Source organism: Micromonospora chalcea (assembly GCF_002926165.1).
Lineage (GTDB): Bacteria > Actinomycetota > Actinomycetes > Mycobacteriales > Micromonosporaceae > Micromonospora > Micromonospora chalcea.
On the sequence record NZ_MAGP01000132.1, the window covers coordinates 124654 to 148461 of the forward strand.

Consider the following 23808-nt stretch of genomic DNA (forward strand, 5'->3'; position numbering starts at 1 on the left):
TTTGCGAGTTGGTTGGCGTGCGGGTGCCCGCCGTTGCCCAGGACCGTGGTGGTCTGGAAGTGGGGTGGTCTCATCGCACGGTCACCTGCCGAGCGATGTGGTGCACGAGCGCCTCCAGCGGGGACTGTGCCGGTCGCTGGGCGCGGGCGGGCCGGTCGCTGCCGCCTGCGAGCCCGGCGTCGCGATGGCGGGCCGGCGTCGCACCGGGCCGTGGGCCGGGAGGCGCCGGCTCCGGCCGCGCCCCGGCGCCCGCCGGTTCCCGGGGTGGGGTCAGTCCGGTCTCGGCGAGGCAGCGCGCCCGGAGTTCCTCCACCGTGCCGCCCCGGTTGAAGCGGGGCAGGTCGCCTCGGCCGGCGGCGAGTTCCGCGCGCCGGGTCCGGGTGCGCTCGGCATCGACCCGGCCGTCGACCAGGACCACTCCGTAGCGCCGGGCGCCGTCGACGGTGACCAGGCCCCGCTCGACGTCGTGGCGGACCTGCTCCGGGTCGCGCTCGAGCGGGTCGCCCCAACCGCCGCCGCCCCAGGTGACGAAGTGCAGCAGGTCGCCGGGGCGGACCGCGACGTGGTCACACTTGGCCGGGACCACCTGCCGGGAGCCGTCGGCGCGTTCCAGGATCTTCGTGCCGCGTTCGCCGGGCTCGCCGCCGAGCACGCCCCAGGGTTTGGTGAACCATCTGTCGTCGTGGATCGAGACCTCACCCGGTTCCAGGAACCGGTAGCCGACCCGGATGCCGTTGCCGCCCCGGTGCCTACCGATGCCCCCGGAGTCGGGGACCGTCTCGTAGGACTCGATACGCAGCGGGTAGTAGGCCTCCAGGTACTCGTTGGGCACGTTGGTGAACGAGGGCCACATGGAGTGCCCGTCGAACCCGTCACCGACCGGTCGGGCGGGCACACCGCCGAAACCGATCTGGTAGAGCTGGAACCACTTGCCGTGCCGATCCAGGCCGGAGTACATCAGGTGCGGGCTGGAGGAGAACCCGGCGGCGGCGAGGAAGTCCGGCTGGCACTGCCCCAGCAGTCCGGCGAGCACGTCGAAGAGCCGACCCAGGGCGTGGGTACGACAGGAGACGGCCGCCGGGCGCCGGGGCTTGAGCAGGCTGCCCTCGGGGATGCGGACGTCGACCAGGGGGTAGAACCCGTCGTTGAAGAGGATCATCGGGTCCACGGCCATGATGGTGTAGACCCCGAAGAACATCCGTAGGACGTTCTCGTTGAGCAGGAAGTTGATCGACCCCTCGGCCTGCTCGCTGGTACCGGTGAAGTCCAGCACCACCCGGTCGCCCTCGCGCCACAGCGAGCAGCGGATGCGGAACGGTCCCTCGCCGCGTCCGTCGTCGTCGACGAAGTCCTCGAAGGTGACCGGCTGCTCGGGCACGACCTGGCGGAACAGCTTCGCCATCGCCTGCCGGTTGCGCTCCAGCAGCAGCTCCAGGGTGGACAGGTAGGTGTCAGCGCCGAAGCGCTCGCAGAGCTCACGGACCCGGGTCTCGGCGGTGCGGCAGGAGGCCAGGACCGCGTTCAGGTCGGCGCGGTTCCAGCTCGGCAGGCGCACCTGGTTGAGCACGGTGTCCAGGAGCTGTTGGTCGAGGGTGCCGCCGCGGAACAACTTCACCGGCGGGACGATGACGCCCTCCTCGTGGATGGACACCGCGTCGGTGGGCAGGCTGCCGGGCACCTTCCCGCCGACGTCGCTCATGTGACCGAACATCGCCGCCCAGCCGACCAGCGCCTTCTCGAAGTAGATCGGCAGCAGCACCAGCCAGTCGTTGGCGTGGCTGATGGCGCCGTCACAGGCGTACGGGTCGGAGGTGAAGAAGACGTCGCCCTCCTCGACCGTGCCGTCGTATGCGGAGAGGAAGCCGTCGATGAAGGAGCCGAACTGTCCGGCGACCATGCGTCCGCGCCGGTCGGCGATCAACGGGAAGGCGTCGTGCTGCTCGCGGATGCCCGGTGACATCGCGGTACGCATCACCACCGCGTCCATCTCGAAACGGGCGTTACGCAACGCGTTCTCGACGATGTCGAGCACCGCGGTCTCGACCTCGACGCCACGCTCCGGGCGTACTGTCTCGACGATGACCGCACTCATCGTTTCCCTCCCTGCTCGGCGGGCAGGATGAGCAGGTTGCCCAGCCTGTCGACGCGCGCGACACAGCCCGGCAGGACCAGGCTGGTGGAATCCATCTCGACCACGATCGCCGGCCCGGAAAGCTCGTTGCCGGCCCGCAGTGCGGTGCGGTCGTAGAGGGTGGCCTCCTGCCAGCCGCCGTCGACGTAGACCTGCTGACGGCCGACGATCGCCTGCGCGGCGTCGCGGTCACCGGATTCGATCTCGACCGGGGTGATCCGTTCGGCGTGGGAGACCCCGACCGCCCGGATGTTGACGATCTCGTGCCGCTCATCCAGTGCGAAGCCGAACAGGCGCTGGTGGGCCTCGTCGAAGCCGCTGCGCAGGCCGGGGATCACAGCCATGCCTCGGCCCGCGTCGACCTCGACGGAGACCTCGAAGCCCTGGCCGTGGTAGCGGACATCGGCCTCGTATCGCACCGATCGGGCGTCGCCTGGCACCCCGGCCCGGTCGAACTCGGTGTCGATCTGGGCGGCGAGGTCGGTGAACTCGTGCCGCAGCAGTTCCTCGTCGACGTCGTCGAGAGGGCGCACCAGGGACCGGTTGGCCTCGGCCCGCACACCTGTCGAAGCGTCACCGTAGGCGCAGAGCACCCCGGGCGACTGCGGGATCACCACCGGCCAGGAGCCGAGAAGCTTGGCGAGCGCGTTGACGTGCAACGGGCCGGCGCCGCCGAAGCCGAACAGCGCGAAGCGCCGGGGGTCGTAGCCGCGCTGCACCGAGACCAGCCGCAGCGCGCCGAGCATGTTCTCGTTGACGATGTCGATGATCGCGGCGGCGGCGGCCTCCACCGACACCCCCAGCCTGCTCGCAACGGTGCCGACCGCCGTGCGGGCCTTCTCCACGTCCAGCGGCATGGCGCCGCCGAGCAGGGCGTGCGGCAGGTAGCCGAGCACGACGTTGGCGTCGGTGACGGTGGGCAGTTCGCCGCCGCGTCCGTAGGTCGCCGGACCGGGCAGGGCACCCGCGCTGGCCGGGCCCACCCGCAACGCACCGGTCAGCTCGGGGACGTGGGCGATGGAGCCGCCGCCGGCGCCCACGGTCTGTACGTCGATCGACGGGGCGCGGACGGCGAGGTCGGCCACGGTCGTCTCGCGCCGGATGGCCGGGGTGCCGTTCTCGATCAGCGCTACGTCGGTGGAGGTACCCCCCATGTCCAGGGTGAGCAGGTCCGGGTGGCCGGCGGCCGGGCCCAGCGCCACGGCGGCGGCGACCCCGCCGGCGGGTCCGCTCATCAGCAGACTGACCGGGATGTCCTCGGCCCGCTCGAAGGTCATCAGTCCGCCGTCGGAGCGCAGCACGCGACGCTCGCCCAGGAGTCCCTCGGCGACCAGTTTCGCGCTGAGGTTGCTCAGGTAGGAGCTGACGCCGGGGCGGACGTAGGCGTTGGCGACGGTGGTCAGGGTCCGCTCGTACTCCCCGAGCTCGGGCAGGACCCCGGCGGAGGTGGAGACCGGCACACCAGGGGCCTCGGCGGCGGCGATCTCGGCGGCCCGCTGTTCGTGGGCGGGGTTGGCGTAGGAGTTGACGAAGCCGATGGCGAGGGCGTCCACGCCCTGGTCGACCAGCTGGCGGACCGCGGCCCGCACGGCCGCCTCGTCGAGGGGCTCGACCTGCTCGCCTCGGGCGTCCATGCGGCCCCGGACCTCGCGGACGTCTTCGAGCGCGACCATCTCGGCCGGCCGGTCCCAGACGATCCAGCCGCCCAGGCCGCCGGGAACGAACGAGCGGGCGATGTGCAGGATCTGCCGGTAGCCGACGGTCACCACCAGGCCCACCCGGGCGCCCCGGCGTTCCAGGACGGCGTTGGTGGCCACCGTCGTGCCGTGCAGGAACTGGCGGACGTCCGCGGCGCGGGCCCGGGCGTCGGTCAGCACCCGGGTTACGCCCTCGATGACGCCGACGGACTGGTCCTGAGGCGTCGAGGGCACCTTGGTCCGTCGGGTCTTCCCGGTCGCCTCCTCGATCAGAAGAACGTCCGTGAACGTGCCACCGACATCGACTCCTAGGCGGTACATCAGTGCACATCCTGCTTTCTCGAGTGCCGGCTCTTCTCGGGTTGCCGTTCTGCGTCGTCGCTGCGTGGTCCCCGGCCCCTGGGGTGCTGCCCACCGGGGCCGGGGATCACCGCGCCGGTGGGACGCCGGCGAGGTCAGGAGCCGCTGATGTCGTAATAGTTGACGTGGCCCTGGGAATAGCTGACGAACCCGGTCACGCCCTTCTTGAAGACGTAGTACTTCTGGGAATCGACCAGCGGGATGGCCGGCATGTCACCCACCAGGAAGTCGTTGACCTGCTTGATCAACGCGTCGCGGTCGGGACCCGGCTGGGTTTCCAGGATCTTCCGGGAGAGGTCGTCGAGGGTCGGCGAGCTGTAGTTCTGCAGGTTGGTCAGCCCACCCGTGGAGTAGAAGACCTGCAGGTAGTAGGCGGGGTCGGGCACCAGCGGGGTGCTGGTGGCCAGCCAGCTCTGCAGCTTGCCTTCACGCTTGGCGGTGTCGAAGTCCGCGCCGGAGGCGACGTTGTTGAGCTTGACCTGGATGCCCACCTTGGCCAGTTGCGAGCGCAGCAGGACGGCGACCTGCTCGCTGTGCGCTCCGACGTTGGCCGCGTTGTAGGCCAACTCCATCGGGAAGCCGTTTGGCAGGCCGGCCTCGGCCAGCAGTTGCTTGGCCCGGTCGAGGTTCTGGGCGAAGGGCTGGCTGGCCGCCGGGGCACCGAAGTCGTCGTGGATGAAGTCGTTCGAGGGCGCCGAGTAGCCCTGGTACGCGGAGTCGACGATCGCCTTGCGGTCGACGGCGTAGGAGATGGCCTCGCGGACCCGCTTGTCGTCGAAGGGCTTGGCCTTGAGGTTGGGCACCAGCACGTCGATGTTCGGGTAGAGCACACGCTCCAGCCGGGCCTGGTCGCTCTCCTCCAGCGAGGAGAGCTGGTCGAACGTCATCGCGGTGGCGACGTCGACCTGCCCGCTCTGGGCCAGCTGGAGCCGGTTGGAGGTGTCGGGGACGGCGCGGACCACCACGTCGGTGACCTTGGGCTTCCCGCGGAAGTAGTTCTCGTTGGCGGTGAGCCGGACCTCCTTGCCGGGGTCGAACGAGCGCACCTGGTACGCGCCGAAGGTGGCGGTGTTCTCCCCGAGCCACTTGTAGGCGTACGGATCGTCGGCGGTGGCGTGCTTCTTGGCCTCCACCGAGTCGTAGATGGTCATGAAGAAGGTGCTCAGGATCGACACGCTCACCGCGTTGGGCTTGGCGACGTTGATCGTGAACTTCTTGTCGTCCGTGACGGTGATCGGGTTGGCGGTGTCCCAGCCGCCGACGCCCATCAGGATCTTGGCGATCGGCACGCCGGTGCTGTTCACCATCCGGTCCACCGACCACTTCACGTCTTGCGAGGTGATCGGGTTGCCGAACTGGCTCTTGGCCTCGCGCAGCGTGAACGACATCTTCCTGCCGCCGTCGTCAAGCGTCCAGGACTCGGCCAGCTCGGGCTCGATCTGGTCCGGCGTCTGAAGTTTGGTAGCGCCGGCCTCGGGCTTCTTGAAGCGCACCAGGGTCCCGGCGGTGTTGGGAAGCAGGTCGATCGAGATGAAGCCCTGGTAGCGCTCGGAGTCGAGACTCGACAGCACCCCGGGCGCGGCGATGGTCAGCGCCTGGCCGGTGCCGGCGTCAGACTTCCCCGCATCGTCGGCGCCGCAGGCCGCGAGCGACACGCTCGCCACGGCGAGCACTGCCACGGCTCGCACCCGCACGGAACGTATTCCCATGCCGACACCTCCAAATTGTGTGCAAGCTTGAATAGGTCTAGCGCAACAACCCAGGTAGGGCGACTAACACGAGCGATGCTTGTATACAAACTTGACCCTGTCAAGGCTCCGAGCAGTCAGATCCCGCAGCCAGCCGCGTCGACACTCACGCCCGGCGACGGGCCAGGAACCGACCGGCGTCCTGCCGGCCGACAAATCGTCCACGCTGGGCGATCAGCTCCCCGCGCAGATAAACCGCTTCGACCCGGCCGGGCACGTGCCACCGCTCGAACGGCGTGTAGTCACAGTTCTGCGTCATCGTCCGGGCGAGCACCACGGAGGCCGCCTCAGGGTCGAGCACGACCAGGTCGGCGTCGGCGCCCCGCCTGATGACCCCTTTTGTCGGGTACAGCCCGAACCGGCGGGCCGGCTCGGTGCAGGCCACCTCGACGAAGCGCGACAGACTCAGCCGCCCGGGGCGTACACCGTGGCCGTAGAGCAGGGGAACCCGGTGTTCGATGCCCGGCGCTCCGTTCGGGATCCGGCGAAAGTCCTCGGCTCCCAGGCTCTTCTGCCCGGACATGCAGAACGGGCAGTGATCCGAGCTGACGACACCGAGGATGCCTTCCCGCAGCCCTTGCCAGAGCGCCTCCCGGTGCTCGGCGGTGCGCAGCGGCGGGCTGACGACGTACTTGGCCGCCTCGAACCCGGGCTGGTGGTAGAGGTCGGCGTCGAGCAGGAGGTAGTGGGTGCACGTCTCGCCCGCGACCGGGCGGCCGGCCCGCTGGGCCTCGGCCACGGCGGCGACCGCGCCGGCGGTGGACAGGTGCACGAAGTACAGCGGGGCGTCGGCCAGGTCGGCGAGCGCGATCGCGCGGCGTACCGCCTCCACCTCGGTCTCGGGTGGCCGCGACAGCAGGTGCGCCAGCGGTCCGGTGCGGCCGGCCCGAACCAGCCGCTCGGCGAGGACGTCGATGACGTGACCGTTCTCGGCGTGCACGCAGAGTGTGGCGCCCAGGCGGGACGACTCGGTGAGGATGGAGAAGAGCTCTCCGTCGTCGAGCATGGCCAGCCCCTTGTAGGCCATGAACACCTTGAAGCTGGTCACGCCGTCGGCCACCACAAGCGCCATGTCAGCCACCATGCCCGGGTAGGGCGAAGTGACAGCCAGGTGGAAGCTGAAGTCGATGGCGGAACGACCGTTCGCCCGCCCGGCCCACCGGGCCAGCACCTCCGGCAGACGCTCACCGGCGCGCTGAAAGGCGTAGTCGACATACGTCGTGGTGCCGCCGACGGCAGCGGCCCGGCTGGCCGAGGCGTGGTCGTCGGAGGTGACCGTCCCCATGAAGGGCGTATCCATATGTGTATGCACATCGACGCCACCCGGAATGATGATCTTTCCTCGGGCCTCGACCTTCTCGACATCAGCCGATGGCGGAATCCGGCCGACACTTTCGATGCGGCCGGAGTCAACGAGCACGTCAGCGCGGTGGACACCGTCCTCGGCGACCACCGTGCCTCCGACAAGACCAAACCTTCGGGGCATCTCTTCCCCGTTCGCTGCAGATGAGGAAACGCGAGTGACAGGCGGGCTAGGCAGTGGACCGTATACAACTCGACGGGACGGCACAAGGAGTCGACTCAACCCCGACCCGACGCCGACCACCGGGAGGCAACTCCTGCCCGCAAGCCAGCCTTAGGCATTTTGCATACATTACGCCTCGATGAGGTCAGCGGCGGTGGCCGACTTTGCTGCTCAGACCCAAGTATTCACGACGACGCCCTAGACGAGCTGGGCAAGATTACATACAGTCTGGCGCAACCTGAAGGAGGTCGCCATGGCTCATTCCGGCAAGCGACGGGTCACCATCGAACAGGTACCCCAGCGGGTGTGGCGGGCATCGGGCCTGCCCTTCGGCCTACTCGTGCGGCAGATCAACGCCGACCCGGAGACCGGCGCGCAGACGCTCGTCGTCGACGTTCCACCCGGCTGGCAGATGCCCGAGCACTGGAACAGCGCCGACATCGAACTCCTGGTCCGCGACGGCGACCTGAGCATCGCCGGACGCCAGTGCCGGCGCGGGCACTACCTCTTCCTGCCCTCCGGCACCGAGATCGGCCCGGTCTCCTCGACCGAAGGCGCCACGTTGATCTTCTGGACGGACTCGCCGTTCGAGGTCCGCACTGACGAACGACCCCCGCCGTCGAAACCGCTCGGAGAGACCGTCGACCTGTTCGACCCGGCCAACTGGCGACCCGTCCAGGAGGCTTTCGCGGGAGTGACCGACACCAGCAGTCACGGCGACCTCGATGTGCCCACGCAGTGCATCCGGTTGCGCAAGGTGGAGGAGACCGGCAAGGACACCATCCTGTTCGTCCTGCCACGCAACTTCGCCAAGACCGCGTTGGAGTTCCACCACAGCACCGAGGAGATCTTCTTCCTCGGCGGCTGGTGCGCCACCGACCCGGAGCACGTCTACCGTGCCGGTGAGTACCTGTGCTGGGAGCCGGGCGTCATCCACGGCGTCGTGACCGGCTGGGAGGCCATTTGCCTGTCCAAGCATCACGGACCGCTGACCAGCCCACAGATCCCCCTCGGGGCGACAAGCGTGGACGCCGAGCGGTGACGGCATTGCCCGGCCGTGGACGCCGGATCGCCGCCGGGGACGCCGGGGCGGGCGCCGTACGCCCGGCGTTCGTCGTGCACCGCGACGAACTCGCCTACGAGCTGATCTCCAGCCTCAACCACAACACCGACGACGAAGGGCTGGTGCATCGCCTCGTCGACCGGCAGCTCACCGGCGACCCGGACTGCGAGTTCCTCAATGGGGTCTACCGCATGGAGCCCGGGATGACCCACCCGCTGCACCTGCACGCCGACTCGGCCGAGTTCTACTACGTGCTGTCCGGCACCGCGCTGTTCCGAGTGGCCGACGAGGAATTCGAGGCGGGCCCGGGCACCGCGATGTACATCCCCGCCGGTGTCGCCCACGCCATCACCACCGGCGGCGGGCACGCCATGGAGCTGCTCTACTCCTTCAGCACCCCGGACCTCAACGAGATCGGCACCAGGTGGCTGTAGCCGCCGACTGCGGATCGGCTCCCCCTGCCTACGTCCACCACTAAGGGACGCTGCAGAAGTAGAGCTCATCCGTCAGCATGCCGAGCGAACCGGTGACCGGCGCCGACGTCCAGCCGCCAGGGCCGTTCGCGTACAGGGTGAAGGTGCCGGTGCCGACAGCCAGCAGCGCGCCGGGAACGACGATCGAGGTGTCGTTGGGGCCGAGAGTGCCGCCTCCGGAGAAGCCGTCGCTCAGGGACCAGGTGAAGCCACTGCGGGCCAGGCCACCGGCGGGCAGGTTCCAGGTGAAGGTGGGCGGGGTGAGCTGGCCCGCCGTGCACGCCAGGTCGGTCGGTGGGTCGACCGTGCCGGCGGCGAGGGCAGTGCTGCCGTACTCGGTGTCGTTCCAGGCGGCCAGCGTCGACTGGGCAGGTGCGAGCGCCATGACATGAATCCAGAGCGAGAGGGCGAGGACACCCGCGAGCCGGCGTCGCCGGGCGCGGCTCTTATGTCGCCAGCTCGGCGTAGCGGGGATCCCTACGCGCCTCACGGCTGTTCCTGCCTGATCCGGTTCCTGCGCGTGGTGCGCACGAGCAGCAGGCCGACGAGCAGGGCGCCCGCACCGGCGAGCATCGGCGTCCGCAGGTCGGTGCCGGTGCGTGGCAGCGTGTCGACCTTGCCGCCTGTCGCCGCCTTGTCGCCGAGCCCGGTCGCCGTGAGGATCAGGTCGGCCGAGCCCGCGGCCGTGGAGTTCGGGAGCAGGCTCGCGGTGACGAGTACCCAACGCTGTTCGTCGGAGCGCATCGTGCTGATGGGGACCGGGCGTTCGGCCAGTCTGGTGGCGGGGCCCTCGGCGAGAACCTGCTCTCCCCGCCCGCCGGGACAGGCGCCGTTCACCCAGCGGATGGCGCAGACGGCGGCCATGACCTGGAGTCCGTTCGGCGAGACCACGAGCGGGCCCAGCGCCGACAGCGTGATTGTCACCGTGCCCGGGTGCGGGGCGTGCGCGGTGACGCCCACCTGCCACGGCACCGGCTCCTTCGGTGTCATCGATGTCATGCGGGCCTCGTCGCGGATCGATATCAGGGTGAGGTACCTGCCCCGGATGACGTCCTCAGTCGGTTCTGCCCGTGCCTGACCGGGCGTGGCCAGGACCGCGGCGGCGACGCCCGGCAGCACGGCCACCATGACGAACAACCGCCGGGCGGTCGATTCGACGTGCGCCGCTGTCCGGCCCGGCGGGGCGCCGGCCTCGGGACCTGTTCCCGCCTCGTCAGGCGTCGGAGGGCCTGTTCGCCGTCGGCGCCACGCCGTACGCCGCCGGGTCGGCGGTTCCGTGGCGCGCGGCCAGAACGCCCAGGTGACGATCACGGCGGTCCCGACCGTGATCGCACTGGTCGCGTACGGGTTCGACACGGCCCGCACCGTGTACCCGAGCCCGGGCACCGACCAGGTGACGAGCCGTACGCGGGTCACCGCGTACGGCGCGGAGTCGTTGGAGTCGTTCGCGTCCCCGCGCAGGGTGAGCAGGCGGGTGGGCCCGCCACCGTCGGCGATCTGAACGACCCGGTGGGTGATCGGTGGAAGCGGCGTGCGGTCGACGGTGACCACGTCGCCCACCTCGACCTCGGACGCGGGGATCTCACGCACCACCGCCAGCGACCCGGCGGGAATGGTCGGGCTCATCGATCCGGTCTTGAACAGGATGAGTGAGATGTCGAAGAAGAACGCCAGCGCAACGAGGACGACGCACACCGTCCCGCCGACGGCGAGCAGGGTCAGCGCCAGGTCTCCGACGCGGGCGATGACGCCTCGCCCTCGACGTGCTCGTCTCATCATGTGCAGGACCCTTACGTAGATGTGGCGGTGAATTCCCAGGTGACGGTGGCGCTCGTGCCCTGGTACGAGTTGTCTGCGCCGGCCTCGATCCGCACCTCGAAGCAGAACCGCACCTCTGGCGTCGCGCCGTCGGGAGTGGTGAGGACGGACGACACCGGTGAGCCGGGAACCGAGGTGACGTCCAGGTAGCCGGGGCCGGCGATCCACGTCGGCGAACCGGTGAAGGCGGTGGCGGAACAGGCGCTACCGGTGTCCGGGGTGCGTACCGCGCGGTATTCGAGCACCGGAAGCAGGGCCCCGGAGCTGTCCGAGGAGCTCGTCAGCGCGACCGTACCGTCGACATTCGTCATCGTGGTCGTGCGGATGTCGATCCAGGCGTACGACGAGTCCGTGGGGGACATCGCGGTCGCGTTGAACGCCAGTGTCGCGGCGTTTCCCACCGGAGTGTGGCTTGCCCAGGCACTGGACGCGGTCTGCGACTCGGTACCGAAGACGCTTGCGGTGAACGACCCGGTGCCGTACCCGCTGTCGGTCCACGCCGCGAGCGTGGACGTCGTGCCCACGCCGAGGACGAGGGCGGCAGCGAGTACGGCACGGGTCCGGAGGAGCCGTGGTGATCCGGCCGGCACCCGGCGGTTGACCACGGCTGCCACCTACACGGACTCGGCGAGGAGCTGCCAGGTCTCCGTGACCGACGAGCCCTGCACCAGAGCGGCGTCCGCCGTCACGACGAAGCACAGGTACGCCGGAGCGCCAGGCGTCGTGGGAGGAGTGCCCTGCGTCAGGTTGAACGGCACCGCGCCGGCCACCGAGTCGAGCGCCGTGCCCTGCGCCACGATCCAGGTCGGGCTCGTGGGGGTCGCGCTGCAGTCCGCGAAGGTCGGCACGGTCGCGATCCCGTAGGTGAGCCCGGTGAAGGCGGGCAGGTCGGGAGTGGCCGAGGCCACCGTGACGGTCGCGTCATACGTGGTGGCTGCGGTCAGGCGGACGGCGAACGGTGCCGCGACCACGTCGCCGGGGCTGATGTTGTCGAAGCCGGTGCTGAAGGCCAGCGCCGCCGCCGTGCCGGACGTGGAGTGCTCCGCGTAGGTGGTGTCGTCCGTGCTGCCCTCGATGCTGAAGGAGCCGGCGGTGAACGTCCCCGTGGCGTACTCCGAGTCGTTCCAGGCGGCGAGGGAGATCGTCGCGCCGACGCCGAGGGCGAGCCCTCCGGCCAGGACGGCCTTGAGCTTGCGACGCCTTCCCGGGCTGCTCGATCCGCCCGATGTCAATCTTGTCGATCCAAACAACGTGTCCTCCTCGTGCGACGCTGTGGGCTGGCCTGGGGCCGGTGACAGCCGTGCGGTGGCGGTCCGGCCGGCTGGTGCCGTCGTGGAACCGCCGTGCGAACGGGATGACCCGGCTGGGCTGTCACGCAAGGGACACGATAGATCTCAAACCAGACAAGGCGGGCGAAAGCGCCCAAATCACCTGGCGAACCGGGCCATGTTGGCCCGGTGCGCGGCGCCGCACCTGGCCCCCGCCTTCCGGGCGGAACCTCATTGCGGTTCCCCTCGTAGCGTGGAGGCCAGAGCTTGAGGGATAGAGGTTCATGGCTGAGCCGAGACGCTAGTTCGATTCGGAGTTCCGGGCGGGCGCGGTGCCCTCTTCGGTGTGAACTGTCGGCGGCGGGCGAAAGGCCGGCCGGATCAGGCTCGACGCGAGGTCAGGGGGCCTGGTGAGGGCTCGTCTCGACCGGGTTCGGCTGGCACGGTTGCTGCACCTCCCTGCTGCACTACCGGCGTGAGGTGGCCGCTTTCCCTGGTCCAGCCGAGGAAGCGACGGTGCAGCACGCCGGCCGGCGTCCAGGGCATGTCCTCGGTGGCCTGGACGAGGTAGGCACCAAGGTAGAGTGCCAGCGACACCGGAGCGCCCGAATACTCCGCGCACAACTCCCGCTTCCGGGTTGGGCAGGGCCAGGGCAGGTCGCAGCCGCCGCAGCTCCAGACCGGCATGACCGGTCCGTGGGTCGTCACCGCACACCCTCCAGGAAGCGCGCCGTGATCGCCCGCGCCTGCCGGCTGGTCGCCCATTCCACCTGCCAACAGGGGTACGGAGTCAGCCGCGCCCACCACGCCCGGCACCCGGCACACATGCCGTCGAGCCCTGGAATGTGTACCGCGAGGATCGCCTGTTCCTGCCCGCCGGTCACTGCTCGCCCTCCTGTGGCCAGTGGCCCCGATTGATCGGTATCCGGTGCCGGGCGCGGCAGGGCAGGTCGGACCCACAGCGGCAGATGCGCCGCCAGAGCCGCCACGACCACACCGGCCGGTGCCTGCGAGCAAGAGTCAGCGCGGTGGCAGAAAGGTATTCGTCATACGAGACGCGCCGCACGGACCCTCCCTCGCTCACGAACGAGGGCGGTCTCCTGCCCCCGAATCTGAGGGGGACGCGGCGACCAGGCGATACCCGCACCGCCCGCCGCATCCCGTGAGCAGGACGCTACGGTCGGTCGCGGAGCGAAATGGGTAGGGTTCCTACCCCTGGATCACGAGAGCAACCCGACCTTGACCGCGAGGTCACGGGCGTCATCACGGGTGGAGCGTGGGCCGTCGAGCAGGTCCAACGTGATCTGGCGGGCGTACCCGTTGAAGCGGATCGTCTCCGGGGCCGACTCGTACGCCTGCCGCAGCGTCGTCACGGCCGCTTCCTTGTCGTCCTTGCCGTAGTGCGCCCGCGCCACCTCGATGAGATGGCGTGCCCGGCGCGGTCTCGACGGGATGGCCGCCGAGTCGTGGCGGCGCGCCTGCCGCACCGCCTCACCGGACTTCTGCAACTCCACGGCCACTGTCACCGCGTGGGCGCCCATGACGACCCGGGAGAACGACGTCTGCGGCTGATAGAAAACTTCCGGCAGACGCTGCGCCACCAGGTTTGCACGATCCCAGTACCGCCAGGCCCGGCCCTCCTCGCCGGCACGCGCGGCGGTGTACGCGGCCTCGAAGTTGAGCGCACCCCACAACGCCAGCAGATTCGTGCCCGCGTCGGCCGCCCTCGGCTCCAGAGCCGACAGGACATCGTGCGTTACCGCCATGGCCGTGTCCCAGTCCCCGGCGTCCCGATGCACCTGACACAGGAACCATGCCGCGAGGGCCACCGCCTCCGGGTCACCGGAGTCCTGCGCCGCCACCATCGCCCGGTCCGCGACCCGCCACAACAACTCGGCAGCCGGCTGGTACGCGAGGAACATCTGCGTCAAACCGAACGTCTCCGCCAACAGCGACTGCGCCTGCCGACGCTCAACGCCCTCGTACACCAACGCGGCCCGCTGCACGTCGTACAGAAGTCTCGGCAGCAGCCCACCGAGCACCGTCCGGTGATCCGACGCCTGATGACGCGCCCGCCACGCCACCGCAAGCCGCTCACGCAAACCGGCCAACGACTCCGGCTCAGCATCGTCGGCGAGCACGACACGGTTCACGGCGTCCCGCACCGACGCCAGCGCCGGATGCTCCGGACCGTTCACCACAGCCGACCGGTCGCTCAACTCGCCGGCCAGGGCAGACACGTCGACCTTGAGCGCACGCGCGATGCGATCCAGCATGTGAATGCGCGGCGGCAGAATCCGATCGGTCTCCACCGCCTTGACCCACTCGGCACTGCGACCCACCAGCCCACCCAGCACCGCGCGAGTCTTCCCGGACCGCTCCCGGTAGACCTTCAACCGCTGCCCGGTCAACTCCGGCAAGGAATCCATCCCGAACCTCCTCATAGCGCGGGATGCGCCACCGGCCGCTTAGCCGCCGTGGCACCAACGCTACCGAGCTGCGTGCGGCCGCATAACCCCGAACACACCGGCACGCTGCCCGGAGCCCTCGTGATGGCTCCACCTAGACGTACGTCCACTTCACCTGCGCTGGTCTGCTCGACGCGCTGGCCGCGCCACGTCGCGGCCTCACATCGTTGGTCGCTGGTCGGCGAGGCTTCACGCCGTCTTGTGCCCCGGGTGTGCCCCGGGCCCGGCGAACGGTACTTCCTCCAGCGCCGAAACCCGCCCGCGTCATCCCGCCGCCAATCGCCCCAACAACGCCTCGACTACGACAAAGGTCCTCCGGCGAGCTGATCGATCCGGCTACGCCGTCGCGTATAACAGGCTGCGACCCACCGGCTGTCGCCCGGTAGATGTCGAGGCGATACCCACTGGGTAGGCTCCGAGATCGGCGCGGTAGTTGACGGTGGCGCTCAGAGACAGGGGCGCCGTCAGCAGGGATGAAGGGCGGGCCCCGGGCGGCTTGTTCTCAGGGTTGGCTCGACGGGACCGGAGCGGATGCAACTGTGAAAGGCAACCAGCGGGCTGGCGATGCGAGCGCTGCCGCATCGACGCTGGACCTGAACCCGCTTCAGAGTCGGCAGAGCCTACGCGAGGACGTAGCGCACGCCCTGCGCGCGGCTATCGTGGCTGGCAGCTTGAGGCCGGATTCGACGTACTCCGTCCCGATGCTGGCCGGACGCTTCGGCGTCTCGCCCACGCCGGTTCGCGAAGCGATCCTCGACCTGGCCAAGGAGGGCTTGGTCTCGATCGTCAAGAACAAGGGATTCCGCGTCAAGGCCCTCAGCGAGCGGGATCTGGACGAGATCACTCAGATTCGGGAGCTTCTCGAGATTCCGGTGGTGGCCGACCAGACGGGCAGACTGTCGGAACCGCAGGTGCGGGAACTGCGGAGGTTGGCGGACAACATCGTTTCTGCTGCCGGACGTGGGGACCTGGTGGCGTACATCGAATCGGACAACGCCTTCCACCTGACACTGTTGCGTGCCGCCGGGAATCAACGGCTGGTCGAGACGGTTGCCGACCTGCGCAATCACACCCGTTTGTACGGTCTCGACGCACTGGTGGAGAGTGGAGGTCTGGTCGACTCCGCGAACGAGCATCTCGAGTTGATCGAGCTCATCGCCGGGGGTGACCGTGAGGCCGTGGTCGGCCTGATGCGACACCACTTGCGGCACGTCCGGGGCATCTGGGCGGCCCGTCGTGAAGACTAGGGCCACCGTGCTCTGTTAGCACGTCCGCCATGCTGGCTGCCGCCCCCGGCCGCCAGCATGGCGCCTCGGGGCCACACCTACTGTGCTCGCCGGCAGCGGCCGGCCCGTCATCGCATGCGGTCACGCCCTCAGCACGTCATCGACTGACCTCGAACGCGCCAGGGCCGGGCCGATTCACCTCTTGACGGGGCGGGCGCAGCCACTATGGTGCTATGTAACATATTACTGATGGAGGCCGCATGGAAATGGCGCCGTGGCGTGGGGTTCTCGTAGCGACCGCTCTACCGTTCCACGCCGACCAGGGCATCGATTTCGGTGCTTACGCTGCACATGTCGGGTGGCTCGCTGACAACGGCTGTCATGGCGTTGTCCCCAACGGTTCCCTCGGTGAATACCAGGCGCTCAGCAGCGAGGAACGGGCTTCGGTGGTGCGAACGGCGGTGCAAGCCGCCCCTGATGGGTTCGCCGTCATACCAGGCGTCTCGGCCTACGGTGCCGACGAGGCACGGCGCTGGGCCGAGCAGGCTGCGGAGGAAGGCTGCCCGGCCGTCATGTTGCTGCCACCGACGGCGTACCGCGCTGACGAGGCAGCAGTGCTGGCCCACTACCGCGAGGTGGCGAAGGCAGGTCTACCGATCGTCGCCTACAACAATCCGATGGACACGAGGGTGGACCTGACACCCGACCTGCTGCGGCGTCTACACGACGAAAATTTGATCGTCGCGGTCAAGGAGTTCAGCGGCGACGCCCGCCGGGCGTACCAGATCGCCGAGACGGCGCCTGGTCTCGACATCCTCGCCGGCGCGGACGACGTCGCGCTCGAATTCCTGATCGCGGGCGCAGTGGGATGGATTGGCGGTTACCAGAACGCCATTCCGGCAAGCTGCGTTCGCCTTTACGAGGCCGCGACGGCGGGTGATCTCAGGACGGCAGTCCTCCTCTACCGGGCACTGCATCCGCTGCTCCGTTGGGATTCGCGCACTGAGTTCGTTCAGGCGATCAAGCTTTCCATGGATGTAGTCGGTCGTCCCGGCGGCTTCACGCGCCAGCCGCGCCAGCCACTGGCCTCCACCGACGCCGCGGTCATCCGAACCACGACCGAACGGCTGCTCGCGGCAGGGCACCGCTGATGCGCAGTAGCCGCCTCATTCACGTCGTCGACTCCCACACGGAGGGAATGCCCACCCGGGTGGTGACCGGAGGCGCGCCGCTCCTGCCGGGCGACACCATGGCGCAACGTCGGGAGTACCTGACGAACCACCGCGATGACCTGCGCACGTTTCTGATGTACGAGCCGCGCGGGCACTCCGCCATGTCGGGTGCGATCCTCCAGCCGCCCACCCGCCCGGACGCCGATGTCGGTGTGGTCTTCATCGAGGTGTCGGGGTGCCTGCCGATGTGCGGACACGGTGCGATCGGTGTGGCTACCGTACTGGCGGAGACCGGGATGGTGCCGGTCACCGAGCCGGTGACCACGATCCGCCTCGATACGCCGGCCGGACTGGTGGTGGCGTCTGTCAAGGTCGAGCAGGGCCGCGCCACCGCTGTCACCATCCAGAACGTTCCTTCCTTCCTGGTGGAACAGGACGCGCTGGTCGACGTCCCCGGCTACGGCCACGTCCGTTACGACCTCGCGTTCGGCGGCAACTTCTATGCGATCGTCGACCTGCCGGAGCTGGGCCTGCGACTGGATCGCACGGACAAACAACGGCTGCTGGAGGTGGGCCTCAGTGTCATGAGAGGCGTGAACGACACCGCCCGGCCCGTGCACCCCGAACAGCCGCACATCTCCGGATGCCACCATGTCTACCTGGCCGCGGAAGGGGCGACCGCCCGGTTGTCACGCCACGCCATGGCCATCCATCCCGGCTGGTTCGACCGATCCCCTTGCGGCACCGGCACGTCGGCGAGGATGGCGCAGCTGCACGCCCGCGGGTTGCTCCCCCTCGGACAGGAATTCGTCAACGAGTCCATCATCGGCAGCCGGTTCTCCGGTCGGCTGGTCGATACGACCACCGTCGCCGGTCGGCCCGCGGTGGTGCCGACAGTTACCGGGCGGGCGTGGCTTACCGGTACCGCCCAGTTCTTCCTCGACCCCGAGGACCCTTTCCCGGCGGGATTCATGTTGTGAGTCTCATTCAGAGCCGTTCTCCTCAGAAGCCGGACGATGTCGTCGCGGAGCGTGCCCCGGTCACTCCTGATCGTGTGCGGAAGCTCGCCGATTCGGTCCGTGTCGCGCAGGACGCCTGGCGCCGTCGGGATCCCTCCGGCCGCGCCGCCGCCCTGAGCGGGGCGGCGGACCGGCTGCGGGCCCGGGCCGGTGAAGCGGCTGCCCTGATCGTCCGTGAGGTGGGCAAGCCGGTCGTGGAGGCGAACGCCGAGGTCAGCCGGGCCGCTGCGATCCTCGACTACTACGCACAGTCCTGCTTCGCGGCGATCGGCGACCTGCTGGCGCCGACGCTGCCGGCGAATCAGCCGGGACTGCTGTTCACCGAACGTCGGCCGCGGGGCGTGGCTGGTCTGATCACGCCGTGGAACTTTCCACTGGCCATCCCCCTGTGGAAGGCCGCACCGGCCCTCGCCACCGGTAACGGAGTGCTGCTCAAGCCGTCACCCGAGGCGCTGGCTTGCGGCGAGTTGGTGGCGGGCCTGTTCGACGGGCTGCTGCCCGACGATCTGCTCCATGTCGTGCCGGGAGGTGCGGACACCGGACAGGCCGTCGTCGAAGCGGCTGACGTAGTGTCCTTCACCGGCTCCGCGACGGTCGGCAGGGGTGTCGCCGCCGCCGCCGTTCGCGCCGGGCTGCCGGTGCAGGCGGAGATGGGCGGACAGAACGCCGCGGTCGTGCTGCCGGACGCCGACCCGGCCACCACTGCCACGATGCTGGCAGGTGCCACCATGGGATATGCGGGCCAGAAGTGCACCGCGACCCGGCGGATCATCGTGGTGGGCGATGCCACCGCGCTCACCGAAGCCCTGGTGGCCGCGGTGGCGGGGCTACGCGTCGGCGACCCGGCCGATGCCGGCGTCGCAGTCGGTCCCGTCATCACCGACGCCGCGCGCCGTCGAGTTCTCGACGGCGTCGCGGCAGCCCGCGCGGCAGGAGGCCGGGTTCTCACCCGTCTCACGTCCCCGGGTGACGGCCTCTATGTGGCGCCGGTGCTGCTCGATTCGGTCGACCCCGGCCATCCGGTCGCGTGCGAGGAGACGTTCGGCCCGCTGGCCAGCATCTTCACCGTGCCGGACCTGCCCGCCGCGGCCGCTCTGGTCAACCATGTTCGGTACGGGCTGGTGACGTCCGTCCACGGCCGCGACATCGGCCGGTTGTTCGAGGTGGTCCGGGCCGTCGACACCGGTCTCATCCGGGTTAACACGCCCACTACCGGAGTCGATTTCCATGCGCCGTTCGGCGGTGAGAAGGCGTCCAGCCAGGGCCCTCGAGAACAGGGCACAGCCGCACTGGACTTCTACACCTCGTTGCGCACCATCACCCTCTGCACTCCCCCACCCAACCCCGCCGAGGAGGCTGCATGAAACGGGTCGACCTGCACACCGGTAGTCATGATCTGCCGGTCAGCCCAGCGCTGGAGAAGTTCATGCTCTCCGGGTGGGCGGACAGCGAGCAGTACGTCACACAGGTCGACGAGGTCGCCGGCTGGGCCGCGGCACGCCGGAGACAGCTGCACGGCCGTTTCTCCGGGGAACGGCTCGTCGTCCCGGCCGGAAGCTTCAAGAGGCGTTCCAACGACCAGCACTATCGGTTCCGCCCGCATTCTGCCTATGTCTGGCTGACCGGCGACCAGTCCTCAGACGGGGTCCTGGTCATCGAGCCGGACGGCGAGGAGATGCTCTATCTTCGCCCCCGATCCGACCGGAGCACGCCCGAGTTCTTCCGTGACCGGATGTACGGGGAACTGTGGGCCGGACGCCGGCCCACCTTGGGAGAGAGCCGTCGGCGGCTGGCTGTGACGACCCGTCATCTGGCCGAGCTGGAATCGGTTCTGTCCGGGCGGAGCGTTCCGACCCGCGTGCTGCGTGGAGTCGACGTACACGTGGATGGGCTGACGGCCGACGCCGCGGGGCCGGGCGACCTGGAGTTCGCCGCGGTACTGGATGAGATGCGGCTGGTCAAGGACGACTGGGAGATCGGCCAGCTGGAAGAGGCGGTAGCCATCACCACCCGCGGTTTCGAGGACATGGTGCGTGCCTTGCCGATGGCGAAGCGTACGTCCGAGCGTTACCTGGAGGGGGTGTTCTGGCAGCGAGCCCGCCTGGAGGGCAACGACGTCGGATACCACTCGATCGTGGCCGCCGGTGCGCACGCCGCCACCTTGCACTGGATCGACAACGACGGCGCGGTCCGCGACGGGGACCTGCTGCTGCTCGACGCCGGTGCCGAGACGAGGTCGCTCTACACGGCAGACATCACTCGTGTTCTACCGGTGTCCGGCCGGTTCAGTCCGCTGCAACGCGATCTTTACGAGTTGTGCCTGAAGGCGAACGACGCAGCTCTGGACTGCCTCAAGCCGGGCGCCGACTGGCGTGCGTTCCATCAGGCGGCGATGACCGTGCTGGCGTACGGCCTCGCCGACCTGGGCGTGCTGCCTGTGTCGCCGGAACGCGCCTTGACCGAGGAGTCCGGGCTCTACCGGCGGTGGACGCTGTGTGGATCAGGCCACATGCTCGGTCTGGACGTCCACGACTGCGCGGCTGCCCGCGCTGACAGCTACCTGCACGGACGGCTGGCTGCCGGCCAGGTTCTCACTGTCGAGCCCGGCCTCTACTTCCAGCCTGACGACGAGTTGGTTCCGGCTGAGCTGCGCGGAATCGGGATTCGGATCGAGGAGGACGTTCTCGTCACCGACAACGGCTGTCGAGTCCTCTCCTCCGGGCTACCTCGACGTCCCGACGAGATCGAGGCATGGATGCACCGGGTGTCGTCGTGATCGACGCCGGCGCCGACGTGGTGGTGATAGGCGCCGGGATGACCGGTGCCGCCTGCGCCTACTACGCCGCCCGGGCCGGCCTGACGGTGACAGTGGTGGACCGGGCGGGCGTCGCGTCCGGCACCACCGGGGCCGGCGAAGGCAACATCCTCCTGTCCGACAAATCACCCGGACCGGAACTCAGCCTGGCGCTTCATTCCGTCGCGCTGTGGCGCGAACTGGGCGAGACGGTGGGCGATGCGCAGATCGAACTGGAGCGTAAGGGCGGACTGGTGGTGGCGGCCTCGGCGACAGAGCACGACACGCTGGCGGCGTTCGCGGACCGCCAGCGTGCTGCGGGCGTCGAGGCGCACGCCGTCGCCTCGCATGAGTTGCCCGGCTACGAGCCGCACCTGTCCCCCCATCTCGTCGGTGCGGTGCACTATCCCCAGGACATGCAGGTCCAGCCCATGCTCGCCGCCGCACACCTGCTCCGTGCGGCCCGGGCAACGGTACTGACCGGCACCTGCGTCGTCGGCCTGCTCCGGGACGGCACCGGGGGGATTCGAGCTGTGCGGACTGATCATGGCCTGCTGCCAACGAGCAGGGTGGTGAACGCCGCCGGCGTATGGGCTGGCAGAGTCGCCGCGTTGGCGGGCGTCGAACTGCCGATCCTGCCTCGACGTGGCTTCGTCCTGGTCACCCAGCCGCTGCCAGAGCTCGTGCGGCACAAGGTCTACGCCGCCGGCTACGTTGCGAACGTCGAGCGCAGCACCGCTGGGCTGGAGATCTCCCCGGTGGTGGAGGGGACTCGCGCCGGCACGATCCTGATCGGGTCCAGCCGGGAGCATGTCGGCTTCGACCCGGCCATGTCTCTGCCGGCGCTCAGAGGGCTCGCAGCGGCTGCGATACGCCTGTTCCCGATCCTGGCCGGCGTCTCCGCGATCCGCGCCTACCGGGGTTTCCGGCCGTACAGTCCGGACCACCTGCCGATCATCGGCGCGGACAAGAACGTGCCGGGGCTCTACCATGCCACCGGCCACGAGGGCGCCGGTATCGGCCTCGCCCCGGCGACCGGGCACGCCATCGCGGCACTGCTGACCGACCGCCGCCCGCATGTAGATCTACGACCGTTCGCACCGGAGCGTCACCATGTTCATCTTTGACGGCCGCTCGATCCCTCACGACGGGCGGCAGAGCGTAGCCGCGGCTCTTCTGGCCGCCGGGATCCGATCCTGGCGGAGCACACGCGTCGAAGGGCGACCCCGGGGGGTCTTCTGCGGCATCGGCGTGTGCTTCGACTGTCTCGTCACGGTCAACGGTGTGCCGTCGCAGCGGGCCTGTCTGGTGGTCGCCCGCAGCGGTGACGTGATCGAACCTCAGGACGAGCGGCGGGAGAGGACATGAGCACGTACGACCTGGTGGTGATCGGTGCAGGACCGGCCGGTCTGGCCGCGGCGGTCACGGCGGCCGACGCCGGCTGCCGGGTGGCCGTCCTGGATGCCGGGCCGCGTCCCGGCGGACAGTACTGGCGGCACCGATCCGGAGCGGATGCCCACAGCCACACGGACTGGGCGGTCTTCGCCGGTCTGCGCGCACGGTTCGACCAGCTCCATCACCACCCCGACGCGGCACTGTGGTTCGTCGAGTCTCGCCCGGACGACGTCGGTCCGCAGTTCGCCGTCCACACGCACTCCACCGTCGTGTACGGCCGGCGACTCGTCATCGCCACCGGAGCTCATGACCGGGTTGTCCCTTTTCCAGGTTGGGATCTGCCGGGAGTGGTCACCGCAGGTGGAGCTCAGGCCCTGCTGAAGGGTCAAGGGGTGGTGTTCGCGCGACGCGTCGTCGTCGGGGGTACCGGACCGTTTCTGTTGCCGGTCGCGACCGGCTTGGCCGACGCCGGCGCCACGGTGGTCGGCGTGTACGAGGCGAACGACCCTGTCCGGTACGCACGGCATGTCGGTGCGGTTCTCGGCGCAGCGAGCAAGTCGACCGAGGCAGGCCGGTACGGCTGGCGCATGCTGCGCCGTCGGGTGCCGTATCGGCGGCGTACGGCTGTGGTGGCCGCGCACGGCGACGAGCAGCTGACCGGGGTGACGGTGGCGGCGATCAGCCCGCTGGGCTCGGTGGTGCCCGGCAGCGAGAGACACGTCGGCTGCGACGGTCTCGCCGTCGGCTTCGGTTTCACCCCGCAGGTGGAGGTGGCTGTCGCCCTGGGATGCGAGACATTCATGGACCGCGACGGCAGTCTCGTGGTGAGGATCGGGCCGGATCAAGCGACCTCGGTACCGGGCGTGTATGCAGCGGGCGAGGTGACCGGCGTCGGCGGGGCGAAGCTGGCGCTCGTGGAAGGGCACCTCGCCGGGGACGCGATCGCCCGGTCTCTCGGTCGTGCGGAGCCGCTGCGTGCGGGTGAGCGCAGCCGGCTGCTACGGATCCGGCGTCGACTGCGTCGTTTCGCGGCGGCTCTGCACGCGGTTCATCCCGTGCCGGCGTTCTGGCCCGACCTGTGTGACGACCAGACGCTCGTCTGTCGGTGCGAGGAGGTGTCGGCAGGCGCTGTTCGGCAGGCGGTGCGTGAACTGTCCGCGGGCGATGCCCGGGGCACGAAGCTGTTGACCCGCGCTGGCATGGGCTGGTGCCAGGGGCGAACATGTGGTTACGCCACAGCATGCCTCACCGCCCGAGAAGCGGGACGGCCGGTGAGTTCGGTGGATCTTCAGGGACATGCGTCTCGTACGCTGATGCAGCCGATCACGCTTGCCGACCTCGCCGGCGACGACTGATCTCGCGCACGGCGAATCACGGCCGGCGCGGAGGTGCCCTCAGCATTCGATGACGTTGACGGCGAGGCCGCCCCGCGCGGTCTCCTTGTACTTGACCTTCATGTCCGCGCCGGTCTCCCGCATGGTCTTGATGACCTTGTCCAGCGACACGTGGTGCACCCCGTCGCCCCGCAACGCCAGCCGGGCCGCGGTGATCGCCTTGATGCTCGCCACCGCGTTGCGCTCGATGCACGGAATCTGCACCAGGCCACCCACCGGATCGCAGGTCAGCCCCAGGTTGTGCTCCATGCCGATCT

22 protein-coding genes are annotated in these 23808 nt (G+C 69.3%); 10 read left to right on the forward strand and 12 right to left on the reverse strand.

Going from position 1 to position 23808, the window contains the following annotated elements:
• Positions 1-70: 70 nt before the first annotated feature.
• The 4 genes from BAW75_RS22030 to hydA form a co-directional block, all read right to left on the reverse strand.
• The gene (locus BAW75_RS22030) at positions 71-2092 is read right to left on the reverse strand and encodes a hydantoinase B/oxoprolinase family protein (RefSeq protein WP_104114754.1); all 2022 of its coding nucleotides are present in this window, start codon (positions 2090-2092) and stop codon (positions 71-73) included.
• Entirely contained in the window at positions 2089-4149 is a 2061-nt protein-coding gene (locus BAW75_RS22035; protein ID WP_208635288.1) for a hydantoinase/oxoprolinase family protein, read from the reverse strand. Before BAW75_RS22035 ends, BAW75_RS22030 begins: the two co-directional genes overlap by 4 nt.
• A gap of 134 nt (positions 4150-4283) precedes the next feature.
• Positions 4284-5897: an ABC transporter substrate-binding protein gene (locus BAW75_RS22040; RefSeq protein WP_083664652.1), complete on the reverse strand. Its 1614-nt coding sequence runs from the start codon at positions 5895-5897 to the stop codon at positions 4284-4286.
• Positions 5898-6042: 145 nt separating this feature from the next.
• Positions 6043-7422: a dihydropyrimidinase gene (gene hydA / locus BAW75_RS22045; RefSeq protein WP_104114756.1), complete on the reverse strand. Its 1380-nt coding sequence runs from the start codon at positions 7420-7422 to the stop codon at positions 6043-6045.
• Between the two features lie 292 nt (positions 7423-7714).
• On the opposite strand from hydA, the gene BAW75_RS22050 reads away from it, so the two are divergent.
• Positions 7715-8503, forward strand: a complete 789-nt coding sequence (locus tag BAW75_RS22050) for a cupin domain-containing protein (protein ID WP_043325411.1) — start codon at positions 7715-7717, stop codon at positions 8501-8503.
• Positions 8500-8958 (forward strand): dimethylsulfonioproprionate lyase family protein, encoded by a 459-nt coding sequence (locus tag BAW75_RS22055; RefSeq protein ID WP_146074885.1) that lies wholly within the window; start codon positions 8500-8502, stop codon positions 8956-8958. Before BAW75_RS22050 ends, BAW75_RS22055 begins: the two co-directional genes overlap by 4 nt.
• Positions 8959-8998: 40 nt before the next feature.
• On the opposite strand, the gene BAW75_RS22060 is transcribed toward BAW75_RS22055, so the two are convergent.
• The 7 genes from BAW75_RS22060 to BAW75_RS22090 all read right to left on the reverse strand — a co-directional run bounded on the left by BAW75_RS22060 (position 8999) and on the right by BAW75_RS22090 (position 14512).
• A complete protein-coding gene (locus tag BAW75_RS22060) occupies positions 8999-9382 on the reverse strand; it encodes a hypothetical protein (RefSeq protein ID WP_043325412.1) in 384 nt (127 codons plus the stop codon).
• A gap of 101 nt (positions 9383-9483) precedes the next feature.
• On the reverse strand, positions 9484-10776 hold the full coding sequence (locus tag BAW75_RS32640) for a signal peptidase I (RefSeq protein ID WP_104114758.1): 1293 nt from the start codon (positions 10774-10776) through the stop codon (positions 9484-9486).
• 11 nt (positions 10777-10787) lie between these two features.
• Positions 10788-11429 (reverse strand): SipW-dependent-type signal peptide-containing protein, encoded by a 642-nt coding sequence (locus tag BAW75_RS22070; protein WP_104114759.1) that lies wholly within the window; start codon positions 11427-11429, stop codon positions 10788-10790.
• Positions 11430-12047, reverse strand: a complete 618-nt coding sequence (locus BAW75_RS22075; RefSeq protein WP_043325414.1) for a SipW-dependent-type signal peptide-containing protein — start codon at positions 12045-12047, stop codon at positions 11430-11432. It lies immediately after the preceding gene.
• Positions 12048-12464: 417 nt separating this feature from the next.
• On the reverse strand, positions 12465-12791 hold the full coding sequence (locus BAW75_RS33340; RefSeq protein WP_104114760.1) for a hypothetical protein: 327 nt from the start codon (positions 12789-12791) through the stop codon (positions 12465-12467).
• Positions 12788-13126 carry a hypothetical protein gene (locus BAW75_RS33345; protein ID WP_104114761.1) on the reverse strand — a complete coding sequence of 113 codons (339 nt, stop codon included), beginning with the start codon at positions 13124-13126 and terminating at the stop codon, positions 12788-12790. The genes BAW75_RS33340 and BAW75_RS33345 overlap by 4 nt, the downstream gene beginning before the upstream one ends.
• A gap of 177 nt (positions 13127-13303) precedes the next feature.
• Positions 13304-14512, reverse strand: coding sequence for a helix-turn-helix domain-containing protein (locus tag BAW75_RS22090; protein ID WP_104114762.1), 1209 nt, complete (start codon positions 14510-14512; stop codon positions 13304-13306).
• A gap of 578 nt (positions 14513-15090) precedes the next feature.
• On the opposite strand from BAW75_RS22090, the gene BAW75_RS22095 reads away from it, so the two are divergent.
• From BAW75_RS22095 to BAW75_RS22130, 8 genes are all read left to right on the forward strand, one after another.
• The gene (locus tag BAW75_RS22095) at positions 15091-15798 is read left to right on the forward strand and encodes a GntR family transcriptional regulator (protein WP_083664649.1); all 708 of its coding nucleotides are present in this window, start codon (positions 15091-15093) and stop codon (positions 15796-15798) included.
• 239 nt (positions 15799-16037) lie between these two features.
• Positions 16038-16928: a dihydrodipicolinate synthase family protein gene (locus tag BAW75_RS22100; RefSeq protein ID WP_104114763.1), complete on the forward strand. Its 891-nt coding sequence runs from the start codon at positions 16038-16040 to the stop codon at positions 16926-16928.
• Positions 16928-17929, forward strand: coding sequence for a proline racemase family protein (locus tag BAW75_RS22105; RefSeq protein WP_104114764.1), 1002 nt, complete (start codon positions 16928-16930; stop codon positions 17927-17929). The genes BAW75_RS22100 and BAW75_RS22105 overlap by 1 nt, the downstream gene beginning before the upstream one ends.
• A complete protein-coding gene (locus BAW75_RS22110) occupies positions 17926-19332 on the forward strand; it encodes an aldehyde dehydrogenase family protein (protein ID WP_104114765.1) in 1407 nt (468 codons plus the stop codon). Before BAW75_RS22105 ends, BAW75_RS22110 begins: the two co-directional genes overlap by 4 nt.
• Positions 19329-20744 carry an aminopeptidase P family protein gene (locus BAW75_RS22115; RefSeq protein WP_104114766.1) on the forward strand — a complete coding sequence of 472 codons (1416 nt, stop codon included), beginning with the start codon at positions 19329-19331 and terminating at the stop codon, positions 20742-20744. Before BAW75_RS22110 ends, BAW75_RS22115 begins: the two co-directional genes overlap by 4 nt.
• On the forward strand, positions 20720-21889 hold the full coding sequence (locus BAW75_RS22120; RefSeq protein ID WP_104114767.1) for an NAD(P)/FAD-dependent oxidoreductase: 1170 nt from the start codon (positions 20720-20722) through the stop codon (positions 21887-21889). The genes BAW75_RS22115 and BAW75_RS22120 overlap by 25 nt, the downstream gene beginning before the upstream one ends.
• The gene (locus BAW75_RS22125) at positions 21876-22130 is read left to right on the forward strand and encodes a (2Fe-2S)-binding protein (protein ID WP_104114768.1); all 255 of its coding nucleotides are present in this window, start codon (positions 21876-21878) and stop codon (positions 22128-22130) included. The genes BAW75_RS22120 and BAW75_RS22125 overlap by 14 nt, the downstream gene beginning before the upstream one ends.
• Positions 22127-23512: an FAD/NAD(P)-dependent oxidoreductase gene (locus tag BAW75_RS22130; protein WP_104114769.1), complete on the forward strand. Its 1386-nt coding sequence runs from the start codon at positions 22127-22129 to the stop codon at positions 23510-23512. Before BAW75_RS22125 ends, BAW75_RS22130 begins: the two co-directional genes overlap by 4 nt.
• A 39-nt stretch (positions 23513-23551) precedes the next feature.
• Here BAW75_RS22130 and BAW75_RS22135 read toward each other — a convergent pair.
• A partial coding sequence (locus BAW75_RS22135) for an L-serine ammonia-lyase, iron-sulfur-dependent, subunit alpha (RefSeq protein WP_208635289.1) occupies positions 23552-23808 on the reverse strand: 257 nt, incomplete at its 5' end.